The sequence below is a fragment of the Endozoicomonas sp. ALC013 genome, from assembly GCF_049310205.1.
Lineage (GTDB): Bacteria > Pseudomonadota > Gammaproteobacteria > Pseudomonadales > Endozoicomonadaceae > Endozoicomonas.
Genome location: NZ_JBLYNS010000092.1, coordinates 1 through 20,893, shown reverse-complemented (window position 1 = coordinate 20,893; position 20,893 = coordinate 1). Strand labels below are relative to the sequence as shown.

At 50.2% G+C, this 20,893-nt stretch carries 15 protein-coding genes; 9 read left to right on the top strand and 6 right to left on the bottom strand.

Translation table 11 applies throughout. The annotated features are described in order from the left end of the window. Both ACO6V1_RS15865 and ACO6V1_RS15860 read left to right on the top strand, forming a co-directional pair. On the top strand, positions 1–1,838 hold a 1,838-nt coding region (locus tag ACO6V1_RS15865; RefSeq protein ID WP_422467577.1), incomplete at its 5' end, for an Ig-like domain-containing protein. 54 nt (positions 1,839–1,892) lie between these two features. Further along, positions 1,893–3,242 carry a TolC family outer membrane protein gene (locus tag ACO6V1_RS15860; RefSeq protein WP_422467575.1) on the top strand — a complete coding sequence of 450 codons (1,350 nt, stop codon included), beginning with the start codon at positions 1,893–1,895 and terminating at the stop codon, positions 3,240–3,242. Between the two features lie 36 nt (positions 3,243–3,278). On the opposite strand, the gene ACO6V1_RS15855 is transcribed toward ACO6V1_RS15860, so the two are convergent. Then, entirely contained in the window at positions 3,279–3,776 is a 498-nt protein-coding gene (locus tag ACO6V1_RS15855; protein ID WP_422444652.1) for a hypothetical protein, read from the bottom strand. A gap of 73 nt (positions 3,777–3,849) precedes the next feature. Continuing rightward, positions 3,850–4,800 (bottom strand): LysR substrate-binding domain-containing protein, encoded by a 951-nt coding sequence (locus tag ACO6V1_RS15850; RefSeq protein ID WP_422467573.1) that lies wholly within the window; start codon positions 4,798–4,800, stop codon positions 3,850–3,852. A 225-nt stretch (positions 4,801–5,025) separates the two neighbouring features. On the opposite strand from ACO6V1_RS15850, the gene deoC reads away from it, so the two are divergent. From deoC to deoD, 4 genes are all read left to right on the top strand, one after another. After that, positions 5,026–5,820 carry a deoxyribose-phosphate aldolase gene (gene deoC, locus ACO6V1_RS15845; RefSeq protein WP_422463044.1) on the top strand — a complete coding sequence of 265 codons (795 nt, stop codon included), beginning with the start codon at positions 5,026–5,028 and terminating at the stop codon, positions 5,818–5,820. A gap of 1 nt (position 5,821) precedes the next feature. Then, complete coding sequence (gene deoA / locus ACO6V1_RS15840) at positions 5,822–7,138, top strand: thymidine phosphorylase (protein ID WP_422467571.1); 1,317 nt, start codon at positions 5,822–5,824, stop codon at positions 7,136–7,138. Between the two features lie 324 nt (positions 7,139–7,462). Next, the gene (locus tag ACO6V1_RS15835; protein WP_422467569.1) at positions 7,463–8,698 is read left to right on the top strand and encodes a phosphopentomutase; all 1,236 of its coding nucleotides are present in this window, start codon (positions 7,463–7,465) and stop codon (positions 8,696–8,698) included. 263 nt (positions 8,699–8,961) lie between these two features. Next, complete coding sequence (deoD, locus tag ACO6V1_RS15830) at positions 8,962–9,663, top strand: purine-nucleoside phosphorylase (RefSeq protein WP_422467567.1); 702 nt, start codon at positions 8,962–8,964, stop codon at positions 9,661–9,663. A gap of 387 nt (positions 9,664–10,050) precedes the next feature. Here deoD and ACO6V1_RS15825 read toward each other — a convergent pair whose 3' ends face one another. The 4 genes from ACO6V1_RS15825 to ACO6V1_RS15810 form a co-directional block, all read right to left on the bottom strand. Beyond that, entirely contained in the window at positions 10,051–11,388 is a 1,338-nt protein-coding gene (locus tag ACO6V1_RS15825) for an OprD family outer membrane porin (protein ID WP_422467565.1), read from the bottom strand. Between the two features lie 176 nt (positions 11,389–11,564). Continuing rightward, positions 11,565–12,521, bottom strand: a complete 957-nt coding sequence (locus tag ACO6V1_RS15820) for a hypothetical protein (protein ID WP_422444666.1) — start codon at positions 12,519–12,521, stop codon at positions 11,565–11,567. Between the two features lie 183 nt (positions 12,522–12,704). Further along, positions 12,705–13,613 (bottom strand): outer membrane protein OmpK, encoded by a 909-nt coding sequence (locus ACO6V1_RS15815; protein ID WP_422467563.1) that lies wholly within the window; start codon positions 13,611–13,613, stop codon positions 12,705–12,707. Positions 13,614–13,975: 362 nt separating this feature from the next. Then, positions 13,976–14,716, bottom strand: coding sequence for a TrmB family transcriptional regulator (locus ACO6V1_RS15810; protein ID WP_209278052.1), 741 nt, complete (start codon positions 14,714–14,716; stop codon positions 13,976–13,978). A 284-nt stretch (positions 14,717–15,000) separates the two neighbouring features. Between ACO6V1_RS15810 and ACO6V1_RS15805 the strand changes: the two genes are divergently transcribed. From ACO6V1_RS15805 to glmS, 3 genes are all read left to right on the top strand, one after another. Continuing rightward, on the top strand, positions 15,001–16,680 hold the full coding sequence (locus ACO6V1_RS15805; RefSeq protein ID WP_422467561.1) for an endonuclease/exonuclease/phosphatase family protein: 1,680 nt from the start codon (positions 15,001–15,003) through the stop codon (positions 16,678–16,680). Positions 16,681–17,021: 341 nt separating this feature from the next. Further along, the gene (gene glmU, locus ACO6V1_RS15800) at positions 17,022–18,398 is read left to right on the top strand and encodes a bifunctional UDP-N-acetylglucosamine diphosphorylase/glucosamine-1-phosphate N-acetyltransferase GlmU (protein ID WP_422444672.1); all 1,377 of its coding nucleotides are present in this window, start codon (positions 17,022–17,024) and stop codon (positions 18,396–18,398) included. 88 nt (positions 18,399–18,486) lie between these two features. Continuing rightward, positions 18,487–20,319 (top strand): glutamine--fructose-6-phosphate transaminase (isomerizing), encoded by a 1,833-nt coding sequence (glmS, locus tag ACO6V1_RS15795; RefSeq protein ID WP_422444674.1) that lies wholly within the window; start codon positions 18,487–18,489, stop codon positions 20,317–20,319. Positions 20,320–20,893: the final 574 nt, after the last annotated feature.

Below are 20,893 nucleotides of genomic sequence, written 5' to 3'. Positions count from 1 at the left end.
AAACCACCGGAGACAGCTTCAAATACACCATCACCGATGGCACCAACAGCTCGGGCGAGGCGACGGTACAGATCGAGGTGACGCCGGTCAGTGATACAAGGCCGCAGGCGGTTGCCGACAGTATCACGGTGACTGAAGGTAGCACGGCCACGACCCTGGTGGGGGGCGCAACCAGCGTCAAGTCGAACGACACAGGCCTGACGGACACGCCGGTGAAGGTCAGCCTGGTGACGAACGTACAGCACGGTAGCCTGGAGCTGAACGAAGACGGCACCTTCAGTTACCAGCATGACGGCAGTGAGAACTTAGCCGACAGTTTCACCTACGAGATCACCGACAACGACGGGCAGACATCCCGAGCTACAGTACAGATTACTGTTGATACGATACCTGACGCTCCCAGTATTAATGCAAACACCAGAGGTACCAGCCTGTACACTGACTTTCAGGTTACGGTTCCAGAGAAAGGGTATCGTATTGATGTCGAAGCTGACTCTTTAGGCTTTAAGACAGACAATGCAGGAGGTGATCTGGAAATTGGTAGAGAAGATTTTTATGGAGGAGAAAGTGATAAAAACCATGTTTTGGAGTTGAAAGCGGATACCGGGGATAACAATATCTTTGCAGATATTGAGTCTATATCTGGTGAATTATTTCAGTTTACCTTCGACCATGCGATACGTACAGACAATAGTGGCTTTGCGTCTGCTGTAGAAGTCTGGGTCCATGATCTTGATTCAAATGACAATGTCATTAACAAGACTAGGATTACGACCATTATTCCAGGAAACACCTTTGATCTTAAGACACATACTTTTTATCTTGTGGCTTCTGGTGAAAATACCCGTTTCGAGCTAAAAGCTGCTGATGATGACTTTAGTGATACTACTGGCGCTATCATCGACAATATTCGAGTTGAGACTGTCGGTTACCAAGCAAGGTCCAGTATCCCGTTGAATGTTTCCGCTATGCCGGTAAACGTCAATGATAGTCTAATCGTTACTGTTTCAGACATTCCTGTTGGCGTTACTCTAACAGACGGGACTCATTCGTTTACCGCTACGGCAGGTTCCACTTCCATCGACATTAGTAACTGGACTCTTGCGAATATGAAATTGCAACCAGCAGCCAATTTTGTTGGAAATGTGTCTCTGACCTTTACGGCGGTTGCGCAGGATCAAGATGGTGATACCAGTTCGGAAAGCGTGCTTGATCTTAACTACACTGTTTTTCCGGATGTTCTTCCAGAGAGTCGTAAAACAGGTACTCAAATTGCTGATACATTGGATGGTGGTGAAAACAACGACGTCATTAATGGCGTTGCTGGTAATGACATCATAAATGGCAAGGGCGGAAACGATATACTCAGTGGTGATGAAGGGACCGACACGATTAATGGTGGTGCAGGTAAGGACTTTATCGATGGGGGTGAAGGAAAAGATACACTTGCTGGCGGTGATGGCTCTGATCTGTTTATTTTCAAAATTGCAGACTTGCTGGATGGAGAAATTGTGCAGATGGATACCATCACTGATTTTGTTTTGGGCGACCCCTTGAGCGAAAACAGTGATGCGGATGTTCTGGATCTTTCTGGTCTTGTAGATTTTGATGTTAAGGAAATTGTTAATCCAGAGGCTCTCCAGGCGAAGGGAATTTCTGCAACTTACCAAAGCGGCACCGCATCTATCGAGTTTACCGCAAATACACAGGATGGTGCGGGAGACAAGCTCACCATTGTTTTTGAAAATACTATTGGCTGGAGTGACCTGGATGGATCGGGCATTGATGGCAATGATGTACTTCAACAGCTGATTAACAACGGCCAGCTGATTGTTTAAAGACAAAATAGAAACTAACCACAGTTCGAATCAGAAAAAAGGAGCGAAAAAAGGATGTTTCCGACGTTTTTAAAAGTATCACTGTTGTCTGCCGCAGTGTTAACCGCCAATACCCGGGCAGATACCCTGCTGGATTCCATCAACCAGACGCTGGCGACCAATCCGGAAATTCTGATCCGCACTACCGAAGCGGATGCCCGTATGGATGAAATTACCCAGGCTAAGGCCGGGTATCTGCCGAGTGTGGATCTTACGGCTGGGATTGGTTATGAGAACAGCCGTAACAGTACAACGATTGGTGCGTTTAATGCGGGCGATGCTGACAGTAAAGACCAGGACAGAACCCGCCGGGATGCCTCCCTGATTGCACGTCAAATGTTGTTTGATGGTTTTGCGGTTGACAGTGAGGTGGATCGTCAGAAGGCGAGGCAAGCGTCCGCTGCCCAGGAGGTGTGCTCAGTCGCCGGTAATACGGCACTGCAGGTGACCCAGGCCTATATCAATGTCATGCGTCAGCAGTCTGTTGTTGAGCTGATGCAGGCCAATTCCGCTGAGCATGAACGTGTCGTTGAACTGATTGAAAAACAGGGGCGCAAAGGCCGCAGTAATGAGGCCGATGTGGCTCAGGCCCAGAGTCGTCTGGTGCTGGCCAGGGCCAATGAGATCAGTGCCGAGTCTGTACTTCGTGATGTAAAAACACAATACCAGCGTCTGGTGGGTAATCTCCCGGCTTCCTATACGTTGCCTGAAGTGCCAGCAGGTACACCGGTTTCTCTGGAGGCAGCGTTAAAGTTGGGCACAGAAATTCATCCGGTGATGAAATTGGCCAGCGCAGATGTGCAGGCGGCCGAAGCTCAATATGAAGCGAGTAAGAGTGCCTTTATGCCCCGCCTGGAACTGGAGGTGGGAGCCAACTGGGATACCGATGCCAATGGTGGCAAAGGGGATACCTATAGCCATGTAGCTAAACTGAATATGACGTATAACCTCTACAACGGCGGTGGTGATAAGGCTCGCCGCAGCCAGACCACCAAACTGGTGAATGAGGCGATGGAAGTGCGCAACCGGGCTCGTCGTCAGGTGGAGGAAGAGATTCGTCTGGCCTGGGTGGCGATTGATTATGGATCCCGGCGTTTGCGGCCGCTGGAAGAGCATGTGGTTCAGGCGAGCAAATCCAGAGAACTTTATGACAAGCAGTTCCTGATTGGTAACCGTACGCTCATTGATCTGCTGGACAGTCAGAATGAGTATACATCTGCCCGTCAGAGTGAAATCAATGCCCGTTATGATCTACTGTTTAACCAGTTCCGCCTGTTGAATAGCACGGGTTCGTTGTTGACGGCAATGGACGCCAGCCTGCCCGTTGAGAATGATTGTGGTGTGAAAGTGGTTGCGACACGTTAAGTCGATAGTCAAGGGGGCAAGTGCCCCCATTTGGATTTAACCTTCTCCTTTCAGCTTACGCCTGAGAATGTTGTAAATTTCCTGTTGGTCCCTGCTGTGGACAAACCGAAGTGCTTCTCTCAGAGTTGGCAGACTGCCGGCAATCATCGGACAGTCCAACAGCTTTTCAAGCTTTTCCATATGCTGGATATCCGGGCGTACCTGTTTGACCGGTGTCTCTTTAATCTCGGCAGAACCCATCACCAGCTCGGCAAGACTGATCTGATGCAACAGGCTTTTAATGCTGAGAAGCGCGAAAGCAAGGTGCAGACGTGAATGAGGGAATGGGTTATTGAAGCCGTAGCAGATCATCCGGCTGTACATCTCAATCTGCACCAGTGTGCTGTCATGGCAGCCCAGCGGGTTATCTATACTATCCATACTGTGCAGGCCAACCATATCCTGGCTCAGATCCTGTATGGTTAACTCCTGCTGACCGAAAAATGGCCTGATCGATTCCATGGCGGTACTCCCCTGCAAGTCAATGTCAGTCATTTATACCATTGATTTTGCAGCAGATTGTCTAACAACTCCGCCAGTATGACTGACTTTTTGCGGGTGGCACCATTCACGGGACGTGATAGCCCATTGGCATCTGTTCATCGTATTGCAGCCAGACTTTATTCAGCCATGCCTCAGAGCCCAGCCAGTCAAGCACCCACTTCAGGCCCTGCCCCATGTTTTCCTGGTTCCAGGCCAGCAGACAGCCGTCATTATAATGCAGGTCTGGCACTTCTTTGCGAACCAGCAAGCCTGCTTCGATATAGGGTCTGGCAAAGTGGTTGGGCAGAATAGTGGCCCCCAGTCCTCTTAGCAGGCATTCAATAGCGGCTCTGAAACTGGGTACCAGAAGCACCTGCTGGTTTTCCAGCAGCAGGTTGTAGCCATGACGGAAAAAGCGCGAGGTATCCTGGATACAGATGGAGCGGTGCCCCTGAAGCTCTGTCATGGAAAGAGGCTCTTGTTGATCCGCCAGGGGGTGGTCTGGCGCAACCACAAAGTCCCAGGTCATATTACCCATTGAGCGCCAGGCAAAACGATCCTGGTTGAGAATGGCTTCCGGGATATCCTGGGGGGCACCAATCACAATCTGACAGCGGCCATGAAACAGGGAGTCCCAGGAACCGTTATAGACTTCGGTGTTGATCACCAGCTCGGTTTCCGGTCGAACTTCCTGCAGATCATTGATCAGGTCGTAGACCTTGCCCTGATTGACCACGTTATCCAGGGCGATACGCAGCTCCTTCTCCCATCCGGTAGCCAGTTGTCGTGTACTGTTTTCAAGCTCCTCCAGGTCGGCAAGCAGTTTATCGGTATGTTCGATAAAGTGTACACCGGCGGGTGTCAATTCAACGCGTTTGCTATCGCGCAGAAACAGCTGTACGCCCAGGCGGTCTTCCAGTTTCCGAACGGTATAGCTGATTGCCGAGGGCACTTTATGCAGATGCCTGGCGGCCGCCGTAAAGTTACGAAAATGGGCAACAGCCCGAACAATCTGTAGCGTTTCCGTTGGGATCATAGAAGGCGACAATGAGTTGAGTAGATAAGGTTGGCAATAATACCTGATCGGTGCTGTTTCTATTCAGAATTTTTCACTACAAATTTCATAAAAGAAAATGGTTTAGATTACTGGTTGGTATACTATTGAATCAGGCTCCACTGGCGAATGAATGGAAGTGAGGCTTCCCGTTCATTGCTACTCTCAACTACCCGTCAATGCCCATTTATCCAGAGGGGTTGCCCCATGACTGATCTTAATGCCCGTAGCCGTCAGGCTGTGCAATTGATGGATCTTACTTCCCTGAATGACGATGATACCCCGGAAAAAATCATTGCTCTGTGCCATCAGGCCCATACCGAAGCCGGAAACACGGCGGCTGTCTGTATTTACCCCCGCTTCATCCCTCTTGCCCGTAAAACACTGAACGCCCTCGGCCTGAACGACGTTGCTATTGCCACGGTCACCAACTTTCCTGCTGGTGAGGATGATATTGAAATCGCTGTCGCAGAAACCAGGGCTGCGATTGCCTATGGTGCTGATGAGGTTGACGTGGTATTCCCATACCGGGCCCTGATGGCGGGCAACGAAGAAGTCGGTGCCGAACTGGTTCGCCGCTGCAAAGATGTTTGCGGTATTGACGACAGTGGCCAACAACAGGTCCTGCTGAAAGTGATTATTGAAACCGGTGAGCTGAAGGACCCTGCCCTGATTCGTAAGGCCAGTGACATCGCTATTGCAGCCGGTGCTGATTTTATTAAAACCTCGACAGGCAAGGTGCCGGTCAATGCGACACCAGACTCCGCACGGATCATGCTGGAAGCCATCCGCGACAGTGGCAACACACAGGTTGGTTTCAAGCCTTCCGGAGGTATCAGAACCGCAGAAGACGCGGCATTACACCTGGACATGGCGGATGAAATTATGGGCGATGGCTGGGTAAACTCACGTCACTACCGGTTTGGTGCCAGCAGTCTGCTGGGGAATCTGTTGATTGCCCTGGGCCTGAAACAGGGTGAAGCCAGCAAAGAAGGGTACTGATATGTTTCTGCCACAGGAAGTTATTCGACGTAAGCGTGAAGGTGAGGCACTGAGCGAGCAGGAGATTCGTAGTTTCATTGCCGGTGTCACGGATAACTCGGTGTCGGAGGGCCAGATCGGTGCGCTGGCCATGGCCGTGTACTTTCAGGGGATGAATATTGATGAGCGAATTGCCCTGACCTGTGCCATGCGTGATTCCGGCGAGGTGATGGACTGGTCGTCAGATAATCTCCCGGGCCCCATACTGGATAAACACTCCACCGGCGGTGTTGGCGATGTGGTCAGCCTGATGCTTGGCCCCATGATAGCCGCCTGTGGTGGTTTTGTGCCGATGATTTCAGGCCGTGGTCTTGGGCATACCGGGGGCACGCTGGACAAACTGGACAGTATTCCCGGCTATACGACCAGTGCCTCAGAATTGCTGTTCCGGAAAGTGGTCAGGGAGACCGGTGTTGCGATTGTCGGCCAGACTGGCGAGTTGGCTCCTGCGGACAAACGCATTTATGGTGTTCGTGATGTGACGGCAACGGTTGAATCCATTGCCATGATTACCGCCTCCATTTTGTCGAAAAAACTGGCAGAAGGGCTGGATGCCCTGGTAATGGATGTCAAGGTAGGCAGCGGTGCCTTTATGCCAACCTTCGAGCAGTCGGTGGAACTGGCGCAGAGTATCGTTCAGGTAGCCAATGGGACCGGGGTGAAAACAACGGCATTGCTGACGGATATGAACCAGTGCCTTGCCTCTTCTGCCGGGAATGCGGTTGAGGTTCGTGAAGCCGTGCAATTCCTTACGGGTGAATATCGCAATGACCGCCTGCTGGAAATTACCATGGCACAATCCGCAGAGCTGCTGGTATCCGGGGGGCTTGCTGCCGGAATTGAGCAAGCCAGGGAAAAACTACAGGCCGTACTGGACAATGGTCAGGCGGCTGATGTCTTCGGCAGAATGGTGCACGGTCTTGGTGGTCCGTCGGACTTCGTTGAACGGTACAACAATTACCTGCCCACTGCGGCCATCGTTAAGCCCGTGTACATGGAGGCCGAGGGTTATCTTGCCGCCATGAATACCCGGGAAGTGGGCATGGCCGTGGTGCAGTTGGGCGGAGGTCGAAAAGTTGCTTCTGATACCATTGATTATGGAGTAGGCTTTACGGAAATTTGCCGACTGGGTGACAGGATTGATCCTTCACAGCCCATTGCCATGCTTCATGCCAGTTCAGAAGCATCATGGAACCAGGCGGCAGATATGCTTCGAGGTGCACTCAGTTTTGCTGAACAGGTGCCGCCAACCCATTCTCTGGTTTACCAACAGCTTTAAGCTGACAATGCACCTCCTAGGAGCCTGTCCGAGAATAGCGCCCGTCTAGGCGACCCCGTAGCGAGGATGGCAGAAAATTGAGGATAAAAATTTCGTTTTGTGAGGTGAATAGCGGGGCTATTTGCCGAGCAAAACGGAATTTTTAGACCAATTTGCTGCCACCGCACGACTGCATGGAGGCAGGAGCTAGAGCAACGCAGGAGCAGTTGCCGGTAGGGCAGTCTATTCTCGGACAGGCTCCTGGTCACGGGTTTGGAAACAAGCCGGAAGGTGCATTTTTATCAACAAATAGCGGTCATAACCATTGCAGGTCAGGAGTAGCGAATGAAACGTGCAATTATCCTTGTGATGGATTCATTCGGTATTGGAGCTACGGAAGACGCTGATAAATTTGGCGATGTTGGCTCCAATACAATTGGACATATTGCCCGGGCTTGTGCCGATGGCGAGGCAGATATTGGTCGACAAGGCCCGTTAACCCTTCCGGAGCTGTCCAGTCTTGGCCTGGTTCATGCGGCAAGGGACGCCTGTGGTGAGTTCCCCAAGGGGATGGTCAATGATATGCCGATTATCGGTGCTTATGGCTATGCCAAAGAACTCTCCAGTGGCAAGGACACACCCAGCGGCCATTGGGAAATGGCAGGTGTTCCGGTGCTGTTTGACTGGGGCTATTTTCGCGATGAGAAAAACAGTTTCCCGCAGGAACTGCTGGATGAGTTGATCGACAAAGCCGAACTTCCGGGGGTTCTGGGCAACTGTCATGCTTCGGGTACCAGCATTCTGGAAGCGCTGGGTGAAGAACACATGAAAACCGGCAAGCCGATTGTCTATACATCGGCCGATAGCGTCTTTCAGATTGCCTGCCATGAAGCAACGTTTGGCCTTGATCGTCTGCTTGACGTCTGCAAGATTGCCCGTGAGATTCTTGAACCATACAACATCGGACGTGTGATTGCCCGACCATTCATTGGTGATGATGCAGGGGACTTTCAGCGCACCGGCAACCGTCGGGACTTTTCTGTATTGCCCCCGGCACCCACGGTACTGGATAAGCTGGTAGCCAGTGGTGGCGAAGTGGTCAGTATTGGCAAGATTGCCGATATTTTTGCCAACCAGGGGATTACCAGAAAGGTAAAGGCAACGGGTATTCCAGCCCTGTTTGAAGCAACCCGTGAAGCATTGATTGAAGCGGGTGATCGCACCATTATCTTCACCAATTTTGTGGATTTTGACTCTTCGTTCGGGCACCGCCGAGATGTAGCCGGTTATGCCGGTGCGCTGGAGCAGCTGGATGCCATGCTGCCAGACCTGTTTTATTATATGGGCGACGATGATCTTCTGATTATCGCGGCAGACCATGGTTGTGACCCAACCTGGCCCGGAACGGATCATACCCGTGAGCACATTCCTGTTCTGGCATACAGTAAAAAGTTGATGCCATGTGCCCTGGGTCAGCGGGAAACCTTTGCCGATATCGGGCAGACACTGGCCAGCTATTTTGAGCTGGAGCCCATGGACTACGGCACATCGTTTCTGCCTGAGATCTTCAGGCAGGGCTAAGTTTGGCCATTGCCACTTAGTACATGGTTTCAATAAGTTTGACGGGTTGTCGTGCCTCTGCACTCCGTTCGTCCTGAGCCTGTCGAAAGGCGGAAACTCCGGACTCTGATAGATCGTGCCAAGCATCCTTCGACAAGCTCAGGATGAACGGAGATCGAGTTCAAAATGTCGAAATTATTTCGGGACAATTCCTTATCCGCGTCAAGGAAACCATCCCTGATGCACTTTGATCGTCGTGTTTTATCGAGAACGAGGATTTAACCGTGACACCTCATATTAATGCCAAGCCCGGTGCCTTTGCTGATGTCTGCCTGATGCCAGGGGATCCTCTGCGTGCCAAACATATCGCCGAAACGTTCCTGGAAGGTGCCGAACAGGTAACGGATGTGCGTAACATGCTGGGCTTTACCGGCACCTACCAGGGTGTCCGGGTGTCTGTTATGGGGTCTGGTATGGGCATTCCTTCGGCGTCTATTTACTACAAAGAGCTGATTACCGAGTACGGTGTTAAGAGCCTGATCCGCGTCGGTTCCTGTGGGGCTATTTCCAGGGACGTTCAGGTTCGCGACATTGTGATCGGTATGGGTGCCTGTACAGATTCCAAAGTGAATCGCATGCGTTTTCGGGACCACGACTTTTCGGCGATTGCCAATTATGGGCTGCTGGAAAATGCCGTGAATGCTGCCCGTGCCATGAACCTGCCGGTGAAAGTGGGCAACCTGTTCTCTGCGGATCTGTTCTACAACCCGGATGCAACCCTGTTTGATACCATGGAGAAATACGGTGTACTGGGTGTCGAGATGGAAGCGGCTGGCCTGTACGGCGTATGTGCTGAGTTTGGCGCACAGGGTTTGGCCATCTGTACTGTCAGTGACCATATCCGTACCGGAGAAGCACTGCCACCGGAAGATCGTCAGTTAACGTTCAATGAGATGATTGAAGTTGCGCTGAAGTCCCTGCTGTAATTTCAATGCGTTTGATAGGTAAACCTCCGCTCACCTTGAGCGGAGTGAAAGGGTGGTTGCTTCAGTCTTTATTCAGTGGCTGTGCCTTCCCCCTTCGTTTCCATGCTCTGCATGGACTGATCATCAACCCACTCTTGCTCTACAACCAGGTCCAGTATCCATCGTTTGCTGGAGGCGTCAGCTGGCGGGTTTGGAACATCAAATTCATTGATAACTCCGGCAGGCTACCGATTTAAGACAAAAAAATAACGATAATTATCGCTGATTATAGTGCCTGTCAGCTATCAAAAGAGTATCTGAAAACCGAAAATAGTGAATTAAATCAGTAGATAAAAAAGCAGCTCAACAGAGCTGCCTGATAAAACAAACCAGATGGAGTATCAATGATCAGATAGTAAAGTTGTAGCTTAACCAGGCTCGCAGTTTTTCTGATTCATTCTGACCGGTAGCCTTACGGAATGCTTCATCATTCCTGTAATAGCCATATTCAAGTTTGAATTGCAGGTCTTTCATTCCCCATTGGGAAAAATTGTATTTCATGGTCAGGTCATGCTCGTGTTCGGCAACGTCATGTGCAGTACCATTCAGTTCTTTTGCCTTCATTCCTGATCCATAGACGAAGTTGTAACCCAGTGATAAACCTTCAAGCCCAATATCACTGAAATCATATTCAGCCCCAATCAGCCAGGCTTTCTCTTTATTGAAATTAAAGTCGGATATGTTGGCGGAAGTGGGTACATCCCAGACACCATGGGTGTTATCACCGAAGTTATAGTTGTAATGGCCTATAGTGTGATAACCATTAGAGTTAGATGCTGTGTTGGCTTTTGTATAATTGAAGGCTGCTTTAAATGTCCATGGACCGCTATTGAGGGTTGCATTCAGATTTCCTAATTCCGCCTTTTTTTCAAATGAGCCATCCCGCTCACTTGCTCCCCAGAGGTCTCCATCCTGTTTGGCATAGAAGTACATCCCTCCAAGAGTCAGCTCTGAACCCTCATAAAGGGGCATTTTTAACCAGACATTACCGTTATGAGCCGTTAAATAGTTATCTGCAAGACCATTACGGTATTGGAGTTCAAGGCTGTTCTGGTTGGCTAATTCAAAGGTGTAGCCCAGCTGCATGCCCATTACCCAGTCAATTTTATTACCGTCTTCATTCACAATAGAGTGAAAGCCTGACTGAGTTCTTCCGGAAACTTCATTTAACCAGGCAATCTTGCCTTTGAAACCGTCCATTGCAACACTGGCATCCACTCCCTGCCAGGCACTGGGAACCGAACGGGAGCCTGAGATGGTGACCAGACCGGTTTCAAGCAGCTGACGACCAATTTTGACATCGGCAGACAGGCCTTCATAGCTGTCGGGCAGTTTGAAACCCACCCATATCTGACCGATTTTACCAAAGCCTTCGTTATCAGCATTCAGCAGGTTGCTGGAGGTGGCATTACCATGCTTCATATCCAATTTGGCAACCCGGTAGGCCGAGCCTCCAACACTGACAACGTCAGCAAGGTAGCCGGTCTCTGCATTAAGCCATACAGCACCTGTCCATGCACCTTTGGTTATATTGTCAGTGGTATTCTCATCATCGAAAAATACACTCTGTACTTTGCCATCGATTTTGGCATCACTGATAAATGAATCATAACTGTCACTGGCTATAACAGGCACACTGAAAAGAGCAACAGCATAAGATAATAAATAGGGTTTTAAACGGGTCAAAATAGATACCTGCTTAATCAATGATTGTGATTGAGTAGAGCAAGTATAGATGCTTTATCAGAAGCTGAGAGAAATTAACCGATAGAATAAGATAATGGTGTTTGATTCAGCGAATGTAAAAAAATATTTTATTACTATGGTCTCATTAATAACCATGTCTAAATTAAATGATGTACTCAATAGCCAGGTCTTGATTCTAATTGGCTAATAAGATTGATTTTTAATGAGTTTATTTTCTTTAACTCCCCATTACGAAATTCCAGATCAATTCTTTTAATGGCCGAGCAGCATTCAGATGCATTTAAAGATGTACCGGTTTCATTCCTATGGTAAGACTCATGGTGGGGTAGGGCACTATTACCTACCAGCAGGTCAATACCTTCCATTTTGGCTACCGGAAACACTGGCTTGCTACCAGATCTGATCAGTTTTGGGTAATGGATGGCATGAGTGGCAACAATTACGATGTCTGCCTGTCTTCTCAGATAGGGTATCAGCTCTGACGTTGCCAGTGCCGGATCAATCAGTTCAATACCCCGGCGGTACTCTGAAACGACATCATTAACAGCGCCCGGCCTGGTAATCCCCATAACGGCAATGCGTAGCCCATCGAAGTCAAAGAGGGCGTAGGCATCAAACACGGGGCGGCCTGTTTCAGATTCATAAAGGTTGGCGGACAAAAAAGGAAAGTCAGCAGCGGCTTCCTGATTGCGAATATTGTTCAGCGGCTCATCAAATAACAATGGGCTCACCGCCATGGCGTTATAGCCCAGCTGGTTCAGTTGTTTCAGGTTCAGGATGTCATCATTGGTGCTGAGTTCTCCTCCGGAGAGTAACAATAATTTCCCGCCATCGGCTTCTACTTCTTTGCGTATTTTATTGATCAGCGCCTGCCGCTGAATCAGTTGATCACTGCTGTTTGACTTTCCATTGTCATATTCGTGGGAAAGCTCACTGGTGTTAAGAATGGTCAGCTTGTAAGTCTTATCATAAATGTAACCGGGTTTCTGGTTTTCCTGTGAGACCCAGAAATAAGCCAATGCAACAAGCACAGAAGCTAATAAGGCATTGATGATCAGTTTCGGCCAGGATTTATGCTGCGTAACTGCTGTGCACGCCGGTTTTGACTGCATAAAGATGACTTCCGGGAAGAGTTGTCTCCAATATAACATCTGTTCTCTGGTACTTGTGTCTTTATGAGTTAATTATCCTGCAAGTATTCTGTAAGCAATGAATTATCGATTTGAATAGGGATTCTACAAGGCTGGCATCCTTGCCGGGTAAACTGAAAGGAACAGAATTGTCAGCAATAGTTATTAAAATTTATAGCTGATCGCAAAGAAATGGCTGGTGCCGCTTGCTTTGGTTTTGGCTCCAAATGCGTTACCTCCATCTTTTATCAGGTAAACATTTGAATACAGTTTTAAACCATAACCCAGTGCAAACTTGTCATAGTGCCAGTAAAGACCATTGAACATTGCCCCACCACTGGTTGCATGATCCTTGTCAGGATTTTCACTGTTGGGATAGAGAGTCTTGTTCTGTTTACCTCCAAACTGATAATCAAGGTATCCCTGGTAACTGATAAATGAGCCGTTCTGAAAGGTATAAAATGGCGTAAACCAGTTAGTAGACACCTGGTAGCCATTCCACTCTTTTCGGTTAAGATCATAAAATCCATACAGGTTGAGCCCCATCTTGCCAAACCAGGGAACCTGTAGGTCGGAGCCAATACCCCAGAATGAGCTGTTAGCATCTTCTCCCGGAATGTTTTTTTTGCTGACAGGGTCGAAGTTAGCGCCACCACCGCCACCCCAGTTAAAAAGGGTAGCCAGGTAAACATCTGTCACCGGCCCCCAGGGCAAGTTATTAAACAACCCTGCCAGTGATAACCGTGGGGCAAACTTCATGAACATTTTGGGTTTGTTTTTCTTATCACTGTTATCCCGGTTGGTCAGATTAAACACATCCACGTACCCATACAGATCAAGAATGCCTGAACGCCCACCAAACTCCAGCTCCAGATAGTCATGCCCATCCTTGGCTTCATCTTCTTTTCGAGGTAGCTCTTTGTAGGCATACATCAGGTTCAGATTCATCCACTTGAAGTCATTACTGAGGGGCGTTCCATCGTTATGGTCTGTGGCCAGGGCGGTGGGAGTAAGCAGGGGAACAAGAGCGGCGACACAGATCAGCCACCATAATTTCAGGCAGTAGCTTTTCACAATCAGACTCCGTTTCAGACTCAACAGTGAGCAGTGACATTGAAGAGGGAAGCCTGTGAAACCTCATGGTACATGGTTTCAACGAGTTTGACGGGTTGCCGTGCCACCGCACTCCGTTCGTCCTGAGCCTGTCGAAGGACCCATAGGGCCTAAAGGCGGAAACTCAGGACTCTGATAGATCGTGCCAAGCACCCTTCGTCCGTGCATCCTGAGCGGAGCCGAAGGACGCTCAGGGTGAACGGAGATTGTACACCTCAAACTCATTGAAACCATGTACTAGTAACACAGGCCCGATGTGTGACAAGTATAGAAAAGATTTTGATGAATTCTTGCCAGCTGCCCGATCAATCCAGAGTGGCCAATTAAAGCGTACTCCACAGTGTCTCGAAGATAATTTGCTGAGCTGCGGCAATTTCCGGTGAGTCCAGCACGACAGCGACCGGGTAATTTCTGGAACCCAGGGAAATCATCGCAACTTTTGGCGGATATATCGCAATATAGCTGGCATCCATGCGCCCTTTGGCATCAATCCACTTGCGCTCAGACAGTCCGGCATCTTCCCCGCCTTCACCAATGGCAATCACCCGCACCTTGATATTCTTACGGATACGCTGCTGTGTGTAGTTGGGAAACGGGCGGTACAGGTGCTGGCGAATCAATTTGGAGGAAAAGACACTGTATTCCCGGTCTTGTTGCCGGGCTACCGTATTGAGAATGTCTTTGAGTACAAACTCAATGCCACTGTCTCCTTCGTAGAAGCGGACATTCCCTGCACTGAAATCCGGCTTGAGATGGTTCAGTTGCGGGATCAGCCTGAGCTTCATCTCTTCAATGGTAGTGTCCAGAGACTGTCGTTTTTCCTCCGCCAGCTCCAGCAGCTTTTCCGGAGGTTCAGCCGAGAAGATACGACGCTTACCTTTCGGGAAGTAACTGACAACACCTTTGCCAGCGAGGTCTTTCAGGGTTTCGTAGGTGGTGCCACGATTGATGCCGGTTTGCGCAGCAATATCCCGGATGGATGCTGAGCCAAGTTTTAAAAGGGCCAGATAAGTACTGACTTCCCGTTGGCTAAGACCAAGATTTTCCAGAGTATCAAGATTCATAGCACGGGTATCGGGTTAATGTGGTCGGAGTCATAAACAGTGCCTGTCAGAAAACCCGCATTTTCACCAAGGGCAGGAGGATTGGCAACCAGCCCGGCACGCCAAAGGTTTCTGACCTTGGGCAAGAATAGCCTTCTTACTGTTTCTTGCTGAAAAAATATCCGGGAATCGTATTTTTTCGATGGTGCAGGCAGTTTGGAGGCAAAACGGTGCGACAGTCTTTTAAGTGGCGAGCGTAATTGTCGATGGCTGATATAAGCAGCAGACAAACCCGTGGAGATTTCATGCCTGAAGTCCGGCCAGCGCAAGCTCAGACCGATTATGTTTCCAGAGATAATCACTATGTTTATTCTCACAACCGCTTTGGCCGTGGTTGCCATTACCTTGGCCGGTTTCTGTCCCGACCGGTTTCTCTGGTTGCCGATTCGGCAACCAGGCTGTTTGCCCATGACCAACCCGGCAAAAGCAGCCCGTCTTCCGAGGGTGAAAAACAGACGAAAAATGTACCACTGTGGGCCAGGAAAGTAGCCCGGGTGACTGCCGTCACCTTATTTCTGGTGCCTTCATTGGCATTGGGAATCCTGGGGTTCTCCCTGCGCATGATTGGCAACCTGTTCAGGAAGGACATTTCCCTGATTCAGTCTTCTGTGCCACCTGCCGTCTATTATCCTGAGCAGGGTCTGCATTTGATGACCTACAACACTGGTCTGATGCCGTCGTTTATCCGTAATCTCAACGACCTGCGCTCATCACAGCAGCGCAGTGGGGAGATTGCCGCAGCATTAACCTGCAATCCTGACGTTATCCCTGATGTTGTCTGCTTCCAGGAGATGTTTGACCAGCAGGCGGCGAAGCGACTCTGCCAGGATCTCAGTGGCCACTACCATCATATTGTGCACAGTGTTGCCCCCCGGGAAACCGGGTTGAACAGTGGCCTGGCCATTGCCAGCAAATATTCCGTACAGGAGGTGTCATTCCGGCCTTTCTCTGATCTGGCCGCAGAAGACCAGCTGGCCAATAAAGGGCTGCTGCGCATCGTACTGGATCTCGGTAACGATAAAACGGCCGTGGTTTACAATACCCACCTTCAGGCTAAGGACGGTCAAACCTATGATGCGATCCGCGTTGGCGAGTTGAGGCAGATCAGACGGTGGGTTGAGGCGGATAGCGATAACGACAGGCGGAATAACAGACACCATCATGGCATCTTCCTGATGGGAGACCTGAACATTGCCCGGTCAGATGAGCAGGGGAGGGTCATTAAAAACGAACAGTATCAACAGGGCAGGAAAGCACTGGGGGAAAAATTTACTGACAGTTACTACGAGACCCATGATGAAGAAAATGATACCCGGCTGGTTGAGCGCAGCGAGTCATTTTTTGTCAATAGCGACCAGGCAGCCATCAAGACGGCAGATCGTCGGGAGCCGGATGGGTCATGGTATCTCGGAGCCGGAAACAAAGTGCGTTACCCGTGGGGCAGCAAACGCTGGAAAGCACATCCCCAGGTGGCAAGCCACTGTATTTATGACCGCCAGCTGGTCTACAGGGACATTGAAAAAAAATGGGCATCCCATACCGAAATACGGCAACTGGGGCTGGATGTTGCTGATGATCTGGAAAGCGGGTTATCTGACCATTTGCCGGTTTCTGTTATCTACCGGGAAGCGGAAGGTTTTTCTGCGGCCATTGCCCGCCTGAAGCCGGAGAATTTTACCACCCGAGAGGTCAGGGATCTGGTGAAGCAATTGAAGTTTGACTATGGTCGCCTGATCAGTGATCAGACCGGTGAGCATACAATTGACGAAGAGTTCTCAGGCGTCAATCCCCTGTGCAGAATTGCTGAATGCAGGACTTATTATAAAAGACAACCAGTGATTGTGAATGAGCTTGACCGGCTGGAAAAAGTGGTCAGGCAAAGTATGAATCCTGTTTCCGGAATACCCAGGTCAAACATCGGGTAAACCGTGCTGTCGGTACTGCTGTTGCTTGCGCTGTTGTCAATTATTTTATGACATAAAGGGTTGTCTTTTTACGCACTGTGATTAACCTACTGAAGTGAAGTAGATTTTCGAGCATTCAGGAGTCAGTGGTTGGATAACTGTGACAGTTATTCCAATGACTCCAATCGTTCAATATTCCTGACATTTCAGAAAAACATAATTTCTGTTCTGGTATTTTTCTCCCAAAAAACACTCCGATTTATCAGGCTTGATACCTGAAAGTGCTTTTGTTTTTACGTTACCAGACGAAACAGTTATAAAGCAGATGCTCCCGTTGGGGCACTTTGTCGACCGAGGCTACCATGAGAGCTGATATCGTTATTCTTGCTGCCGGGCAGGGCAGCCGCATGAAATCCAAACTGCCAAAGGTGCTGCATCGTATCGCTGGCAAGCCCATGCTGGAGCATGTGATCCTCAGTGCCCTGCACACGCAGAGAAAAGTCGGTGACGGCAAGATTCATGTGGTGATTGGTCACGGCGCAGAGCAGGTAAAACAGGCACTGGGCCACTACGATCTTAACTGGGTGGTACAGGAAGAGCAGTTGGGTACCGGCCATGCTGTGCAGCAGGCACTGCCGGGCTGCAAAGGTGCCGATGTGGTGCTGGTGCTCTATGGCGACGTTCCCCTGATTCACTCCTCTTCCCTGCAGTCTCTGCTGGCGGCCAGTAACGGTGAGCGCCTCGGCCTGCTGACCATTAACCTGGCCAACCCTTCCGGTTATGGCCGGATTATCCGCGATGGTTTTGGCAATATTCAGGCCATTGTTGAGGATAAGGACGCCAGCCCGGAGCAGCTGGCCATCAATGAAGTGAATACGGGCATCATGGCCATTCCCGGCAATAAGGTCAGTGGCTGGGTTAATGGCCTGAAAAATGAAAATGCCCAGCATGAGTTCTATCTCACCGATATTGTCTCGATGGCCGTGACCGAAGATACCCCGGTCATTCACGTTCAGCCGCAGCTCCCAATTGAAGTGGAAGGTGTTAACAGTCGTGTCCAGCTGATGGAGCTGGAACGTGCCCGGCAACAGCAGCTGGCCAATAACCTGATGGTGAATGGTGTCACGATCATTGACCCACATCGTCTGGATATTCGTGGCGACGTCAAGACTGGCCATGACATTACCCTGGACATCAATGTGGTTCTCGAAGGCAAGGTTGAGCTGGCGGATAACGTTTATATCGAACCCGGTTGTGTGATTCGCAACTCTGTTATCGGGGAAGGTGCCATTATCAAGGCACACTCCATTCTTGAAGATGCGGTTGTCGCTGCCGGGTGTGAGGTTGGCCCGTTTGCCCGATTGAGGCCAGGCACCGAACTTAAGGAAAAAGCCCGGGTCGGCAACTTTGTGGAAATCAAGAAAACCGTGATTGGCAAAGGCAGCAAGGTCAATCACCTCAGCTATGTGGGCGACGCTGAAGTTGGCGATGAGGTGAATGTTGGTGCTGGCACCATTACCTGCAATTACGACGGTGTCAATAAATTCAGGACGGTGATTGGCGATGGCGCTTTTATCGGCAGCAACAGTTCGCTGGTGGCTCCTGTGACCATTGGGCGTGGTGCAACCGCCGGTGCTGGTTCCACCATTACCAAAGATATTCCCGATGATCAGTTGGCCGTGGCACGTGGCAAGCAGCGCAATATCGAAGGCTGGCAGCGCCCGGTAAAGAAAGACTGAGATTTACAGGAAGGGGGAGATGACTCTCAGGTCATCCACTCCCTGATGATTTTTGCAACCTTTATGATGACCCAGGGGATCGACAACTATGTGTGGGATTGTTGGTGCTGTAGCGCAAAGAGATGTAGCAGATATTCTGCTGGAAGGGCTTCGTCGTCTGGAATACCGGGGCTATGACTCAGCAGGTGTCGCTATTATTAACGACAATGGCGAACTTCACAGAGAAAGGCGTACCGGCAAGGTATCTGAGCTGGCCGAAGCAGTTTCCCTGAACCCGCTTCGGGGCGGCACCGGTATTGCCCATACCCGCTGGGCCACCCATGGTGCACCCAGTGAGCGTAACGCCCATCCTCACGTATCAGAAGATCATATTGCCGTTGTTCATAATGGCATTATTGAAAACCATGAAGCATTAAGAGTGTTTCTGCAGGGCGAAGGCTATGTCTTTACCTCGGATACCGATACGGAAGTTATTGCCCATCTGGTCAGCCTGGAACTCAAGGGTAGTGACTCCCTGCTCGACGCCGTGCAGAAAGCGGTAGCCAGGCTGGAAGGTGCCTATGGCATGGTGGTGATGGACTGCAACGACAATGAACGTCTTGTGGTCGCTCGCTCCGGCAGCCCACTGGTAATTGGGGTCGGTATTGGCGAACACTTTATCGCCTCCGACCAGCTGGCACTGTTCCCGGTGACCCGCCGATTCATGTTCCTGGAAGAAGGCGATGTAGCGGAAGTGACCCGCAACGGGGTGACGATTCTGGATGCTGCTGGCAACCCTGTTGAGCGAGATGCCCGGGACAGCGACATTGAACATGATGCTGGTGATAAAGGCCCTTATCGCCACTACATGCTGAAAGAGATCCACGAGCAGCCGGAAGCCATCGCCAATACCCTGGAAGGTCGACTGGGCGAGCATCAGCTGAATCTCGATATCCTGGGCAAAGAAGGTCAGGAGATCCTCAATAAAACCCGTGCCGTGCAAATCGTCGCCTGCGGTACAAGTTACCATGCCGGTATGGTGGCTCGCTACTGGTTTGAAGAGCTGGCGGGTATTCCCTGCCGTGTTGAGATTGCCTCTGAGTTCCGCTACCGGAAATTCTTTGTGCCGGAGGATTGCCTGTTTGTCACCATCTCCCAGTCCGGTGAGACCGCCGATACGCTGGCGGCATTGAAACTGGCGAAAGAGCTGGGCTATATGGCTTCACTGAGCATTTGTAATGTGCCGGGCTCTTCCATGGTGCGGGAATCGGATATCGCCATGATGACCCGGGCCGGTGCAGAAATTGGCGTGGCTTCCACCAAGGCATTTACCACCCAGTTAACGGCACTGCTGATGCTGGTGACGGCCATTGGCCGACATACGGGAATGACTCCGGAACAGGAATCCAATGTTGTTTCAGCATTACGGAATCTGCCACACATCCTCAAGAGTACCCTGGCCCTGAGTGATGACATTGAAGCCATGGCGGAAGCCTTTGCCGATAAGCATCACAGTCTGTTCCTGGGCCGTGGTACCCAGTACCCCATCGCCATGGAAGGGGCTTTGAAGCTTAAGGAGATTTCCTATATCCATGCCGAAGCCTACGCGGCCGGTGAACTGAAGCATGGCCCACTGGCACTGATCGATAACGATATGCCGGTGATTGTGGTGGCACCGAACAACGACCTGCTGGAAAAACTGAAATCCAATATGGAAGAGGTGCGGGCAAGAGGCGGACAGCTGTTTGTCTTTGCGGATAAACAGGCCAACCTGACCGAGACCGAAGGTGTCCGGGTTCTGCCAGTGGACGAGGTGCCGGAAGTGGTTGCCCCGATTCTTTACACCATTCCCCTGCAGCTGCTCTCTTATTATGTGGCGATTATCAAGGGTACCGATGTTGATCAGCCGCGCAACCTGGCCAAAAGTGTGACGGTTGAATAATTCGGGTATTTGGTGGCAGTAATGTTGTAGGTTGACACTATAGTTTGATAAAAAAACAGGCCGAAATTTACACAGAAGGCGGATAAACAAAAGGCTACAGCCAGAATTATCAAGCTTTAAGGTAACTGATCAAACTATTTTGTACTCCGACAACTGCTGACACAGGGTGGAAAGAAATAGAGCAGCCTGTGTAGCGCTGCTGGCTTCTATGTTAATCATGGGAGCCCCTATTCCTCCTCAATAGCGCTAAATAATAGTCCTTAAATAACTTCAACCTTTCTTTGGTTCCACTCTTTTCGTCCTGAGTTTTGAGCTTGTCTAAGTATCGAAGGGTGTGAACTCAGTACTCTCGCAATGTGCCTGGCACCCCTACCGGGCTAATAACCTGCTGACCAGCAGCTCCGACCCGCGAGGCATTGAAACTACTTACCAGCATGATACCGCCAAACGGCTGCTCCAGGTGGATGCACAAGGTAAAGTCATCCGTTGAGCAAAACCAATGGTCGTACCAGCCGTTGGGATTACGATGCCGCAGGCCAGCTGACCCGCCAGAACTACACCGATGTGGCCGGTA

Coding starts and splice junctions, on each gene's coding strand:
- glmS (WP_422444674.1), top strand. CDS start 18,487: ATGTGTGGGATTGTTGGTGCTGTAGCGCAAAGAGATGTAGCAGATATT.
- ACO6V1_RS15860 (WP_422467575.1), top strand. CDS start 1,893: ATGTTTCCGACGTTTTTAAAAGTATCACTGTTGTCTGCCGCAGTGTTA.
- deoC (WP_422463044.1), top strand. CDS start 5,026: ATGACTGATCTTAATGCCCGTAGCCGTCAGGCTGTGCAATTGATGGAT.
- deoA (WP_422467571.1), top strand. CDS start 5,822: ATGTTTCTGCCACAGGAAGTTATTCGACGTAAGCGTGAAGGTGAGGCA.
- ACO6V1_RS15805 (WP_422467561.1), top strand. CDS start 15,001: ATGCCTGAAGTCCGGCCAGCGCAAGCTCAGACCGATTATGTTTCCAGA.
- ACO6V1_RS15855 (WP_422444652.1), bottom strand. CDS start 3,776: ATGACTGACATTGACTTGCAGGGGAGTACCGCCATGGAATCGATCAGG.
- glmU (WP_422444672.1), top strand. CDS start 17,022: ATGAGAGCTGATATCGTTATTCTTGCTGCCGGGCAGGGCAGCCGCATG.
- ACO6V1_RS15850 (WP_422467573.1), bottom strand. CDS start 4,800: ATGATCCCAACGGAAACGCTACAGATTGTTCGGGCTGTTGCCCATTTT.
- ACO6V1_RS15810 (WP_209278052.1), bottom strand. CDS start 14,716: ATGAATCTTGATACTCTGGAAAATCTTGGTCTTAGCCAACGGGAAGTC.
- ACO6V1_RS15820 (WP_422444666.1), bottom strand. CDS start 12,521: ATGCAGTCAAAACCGGCGTGCACAGCAGTTACGCAGCATAAATCCTGG.
- ACO6V1_RS15835 (WP_422467569.1), top strand. CDS start 7,463: ATGAAACGTGCAATTATCCTTGTGATGGATTCATTCGGTATTGGAGCT.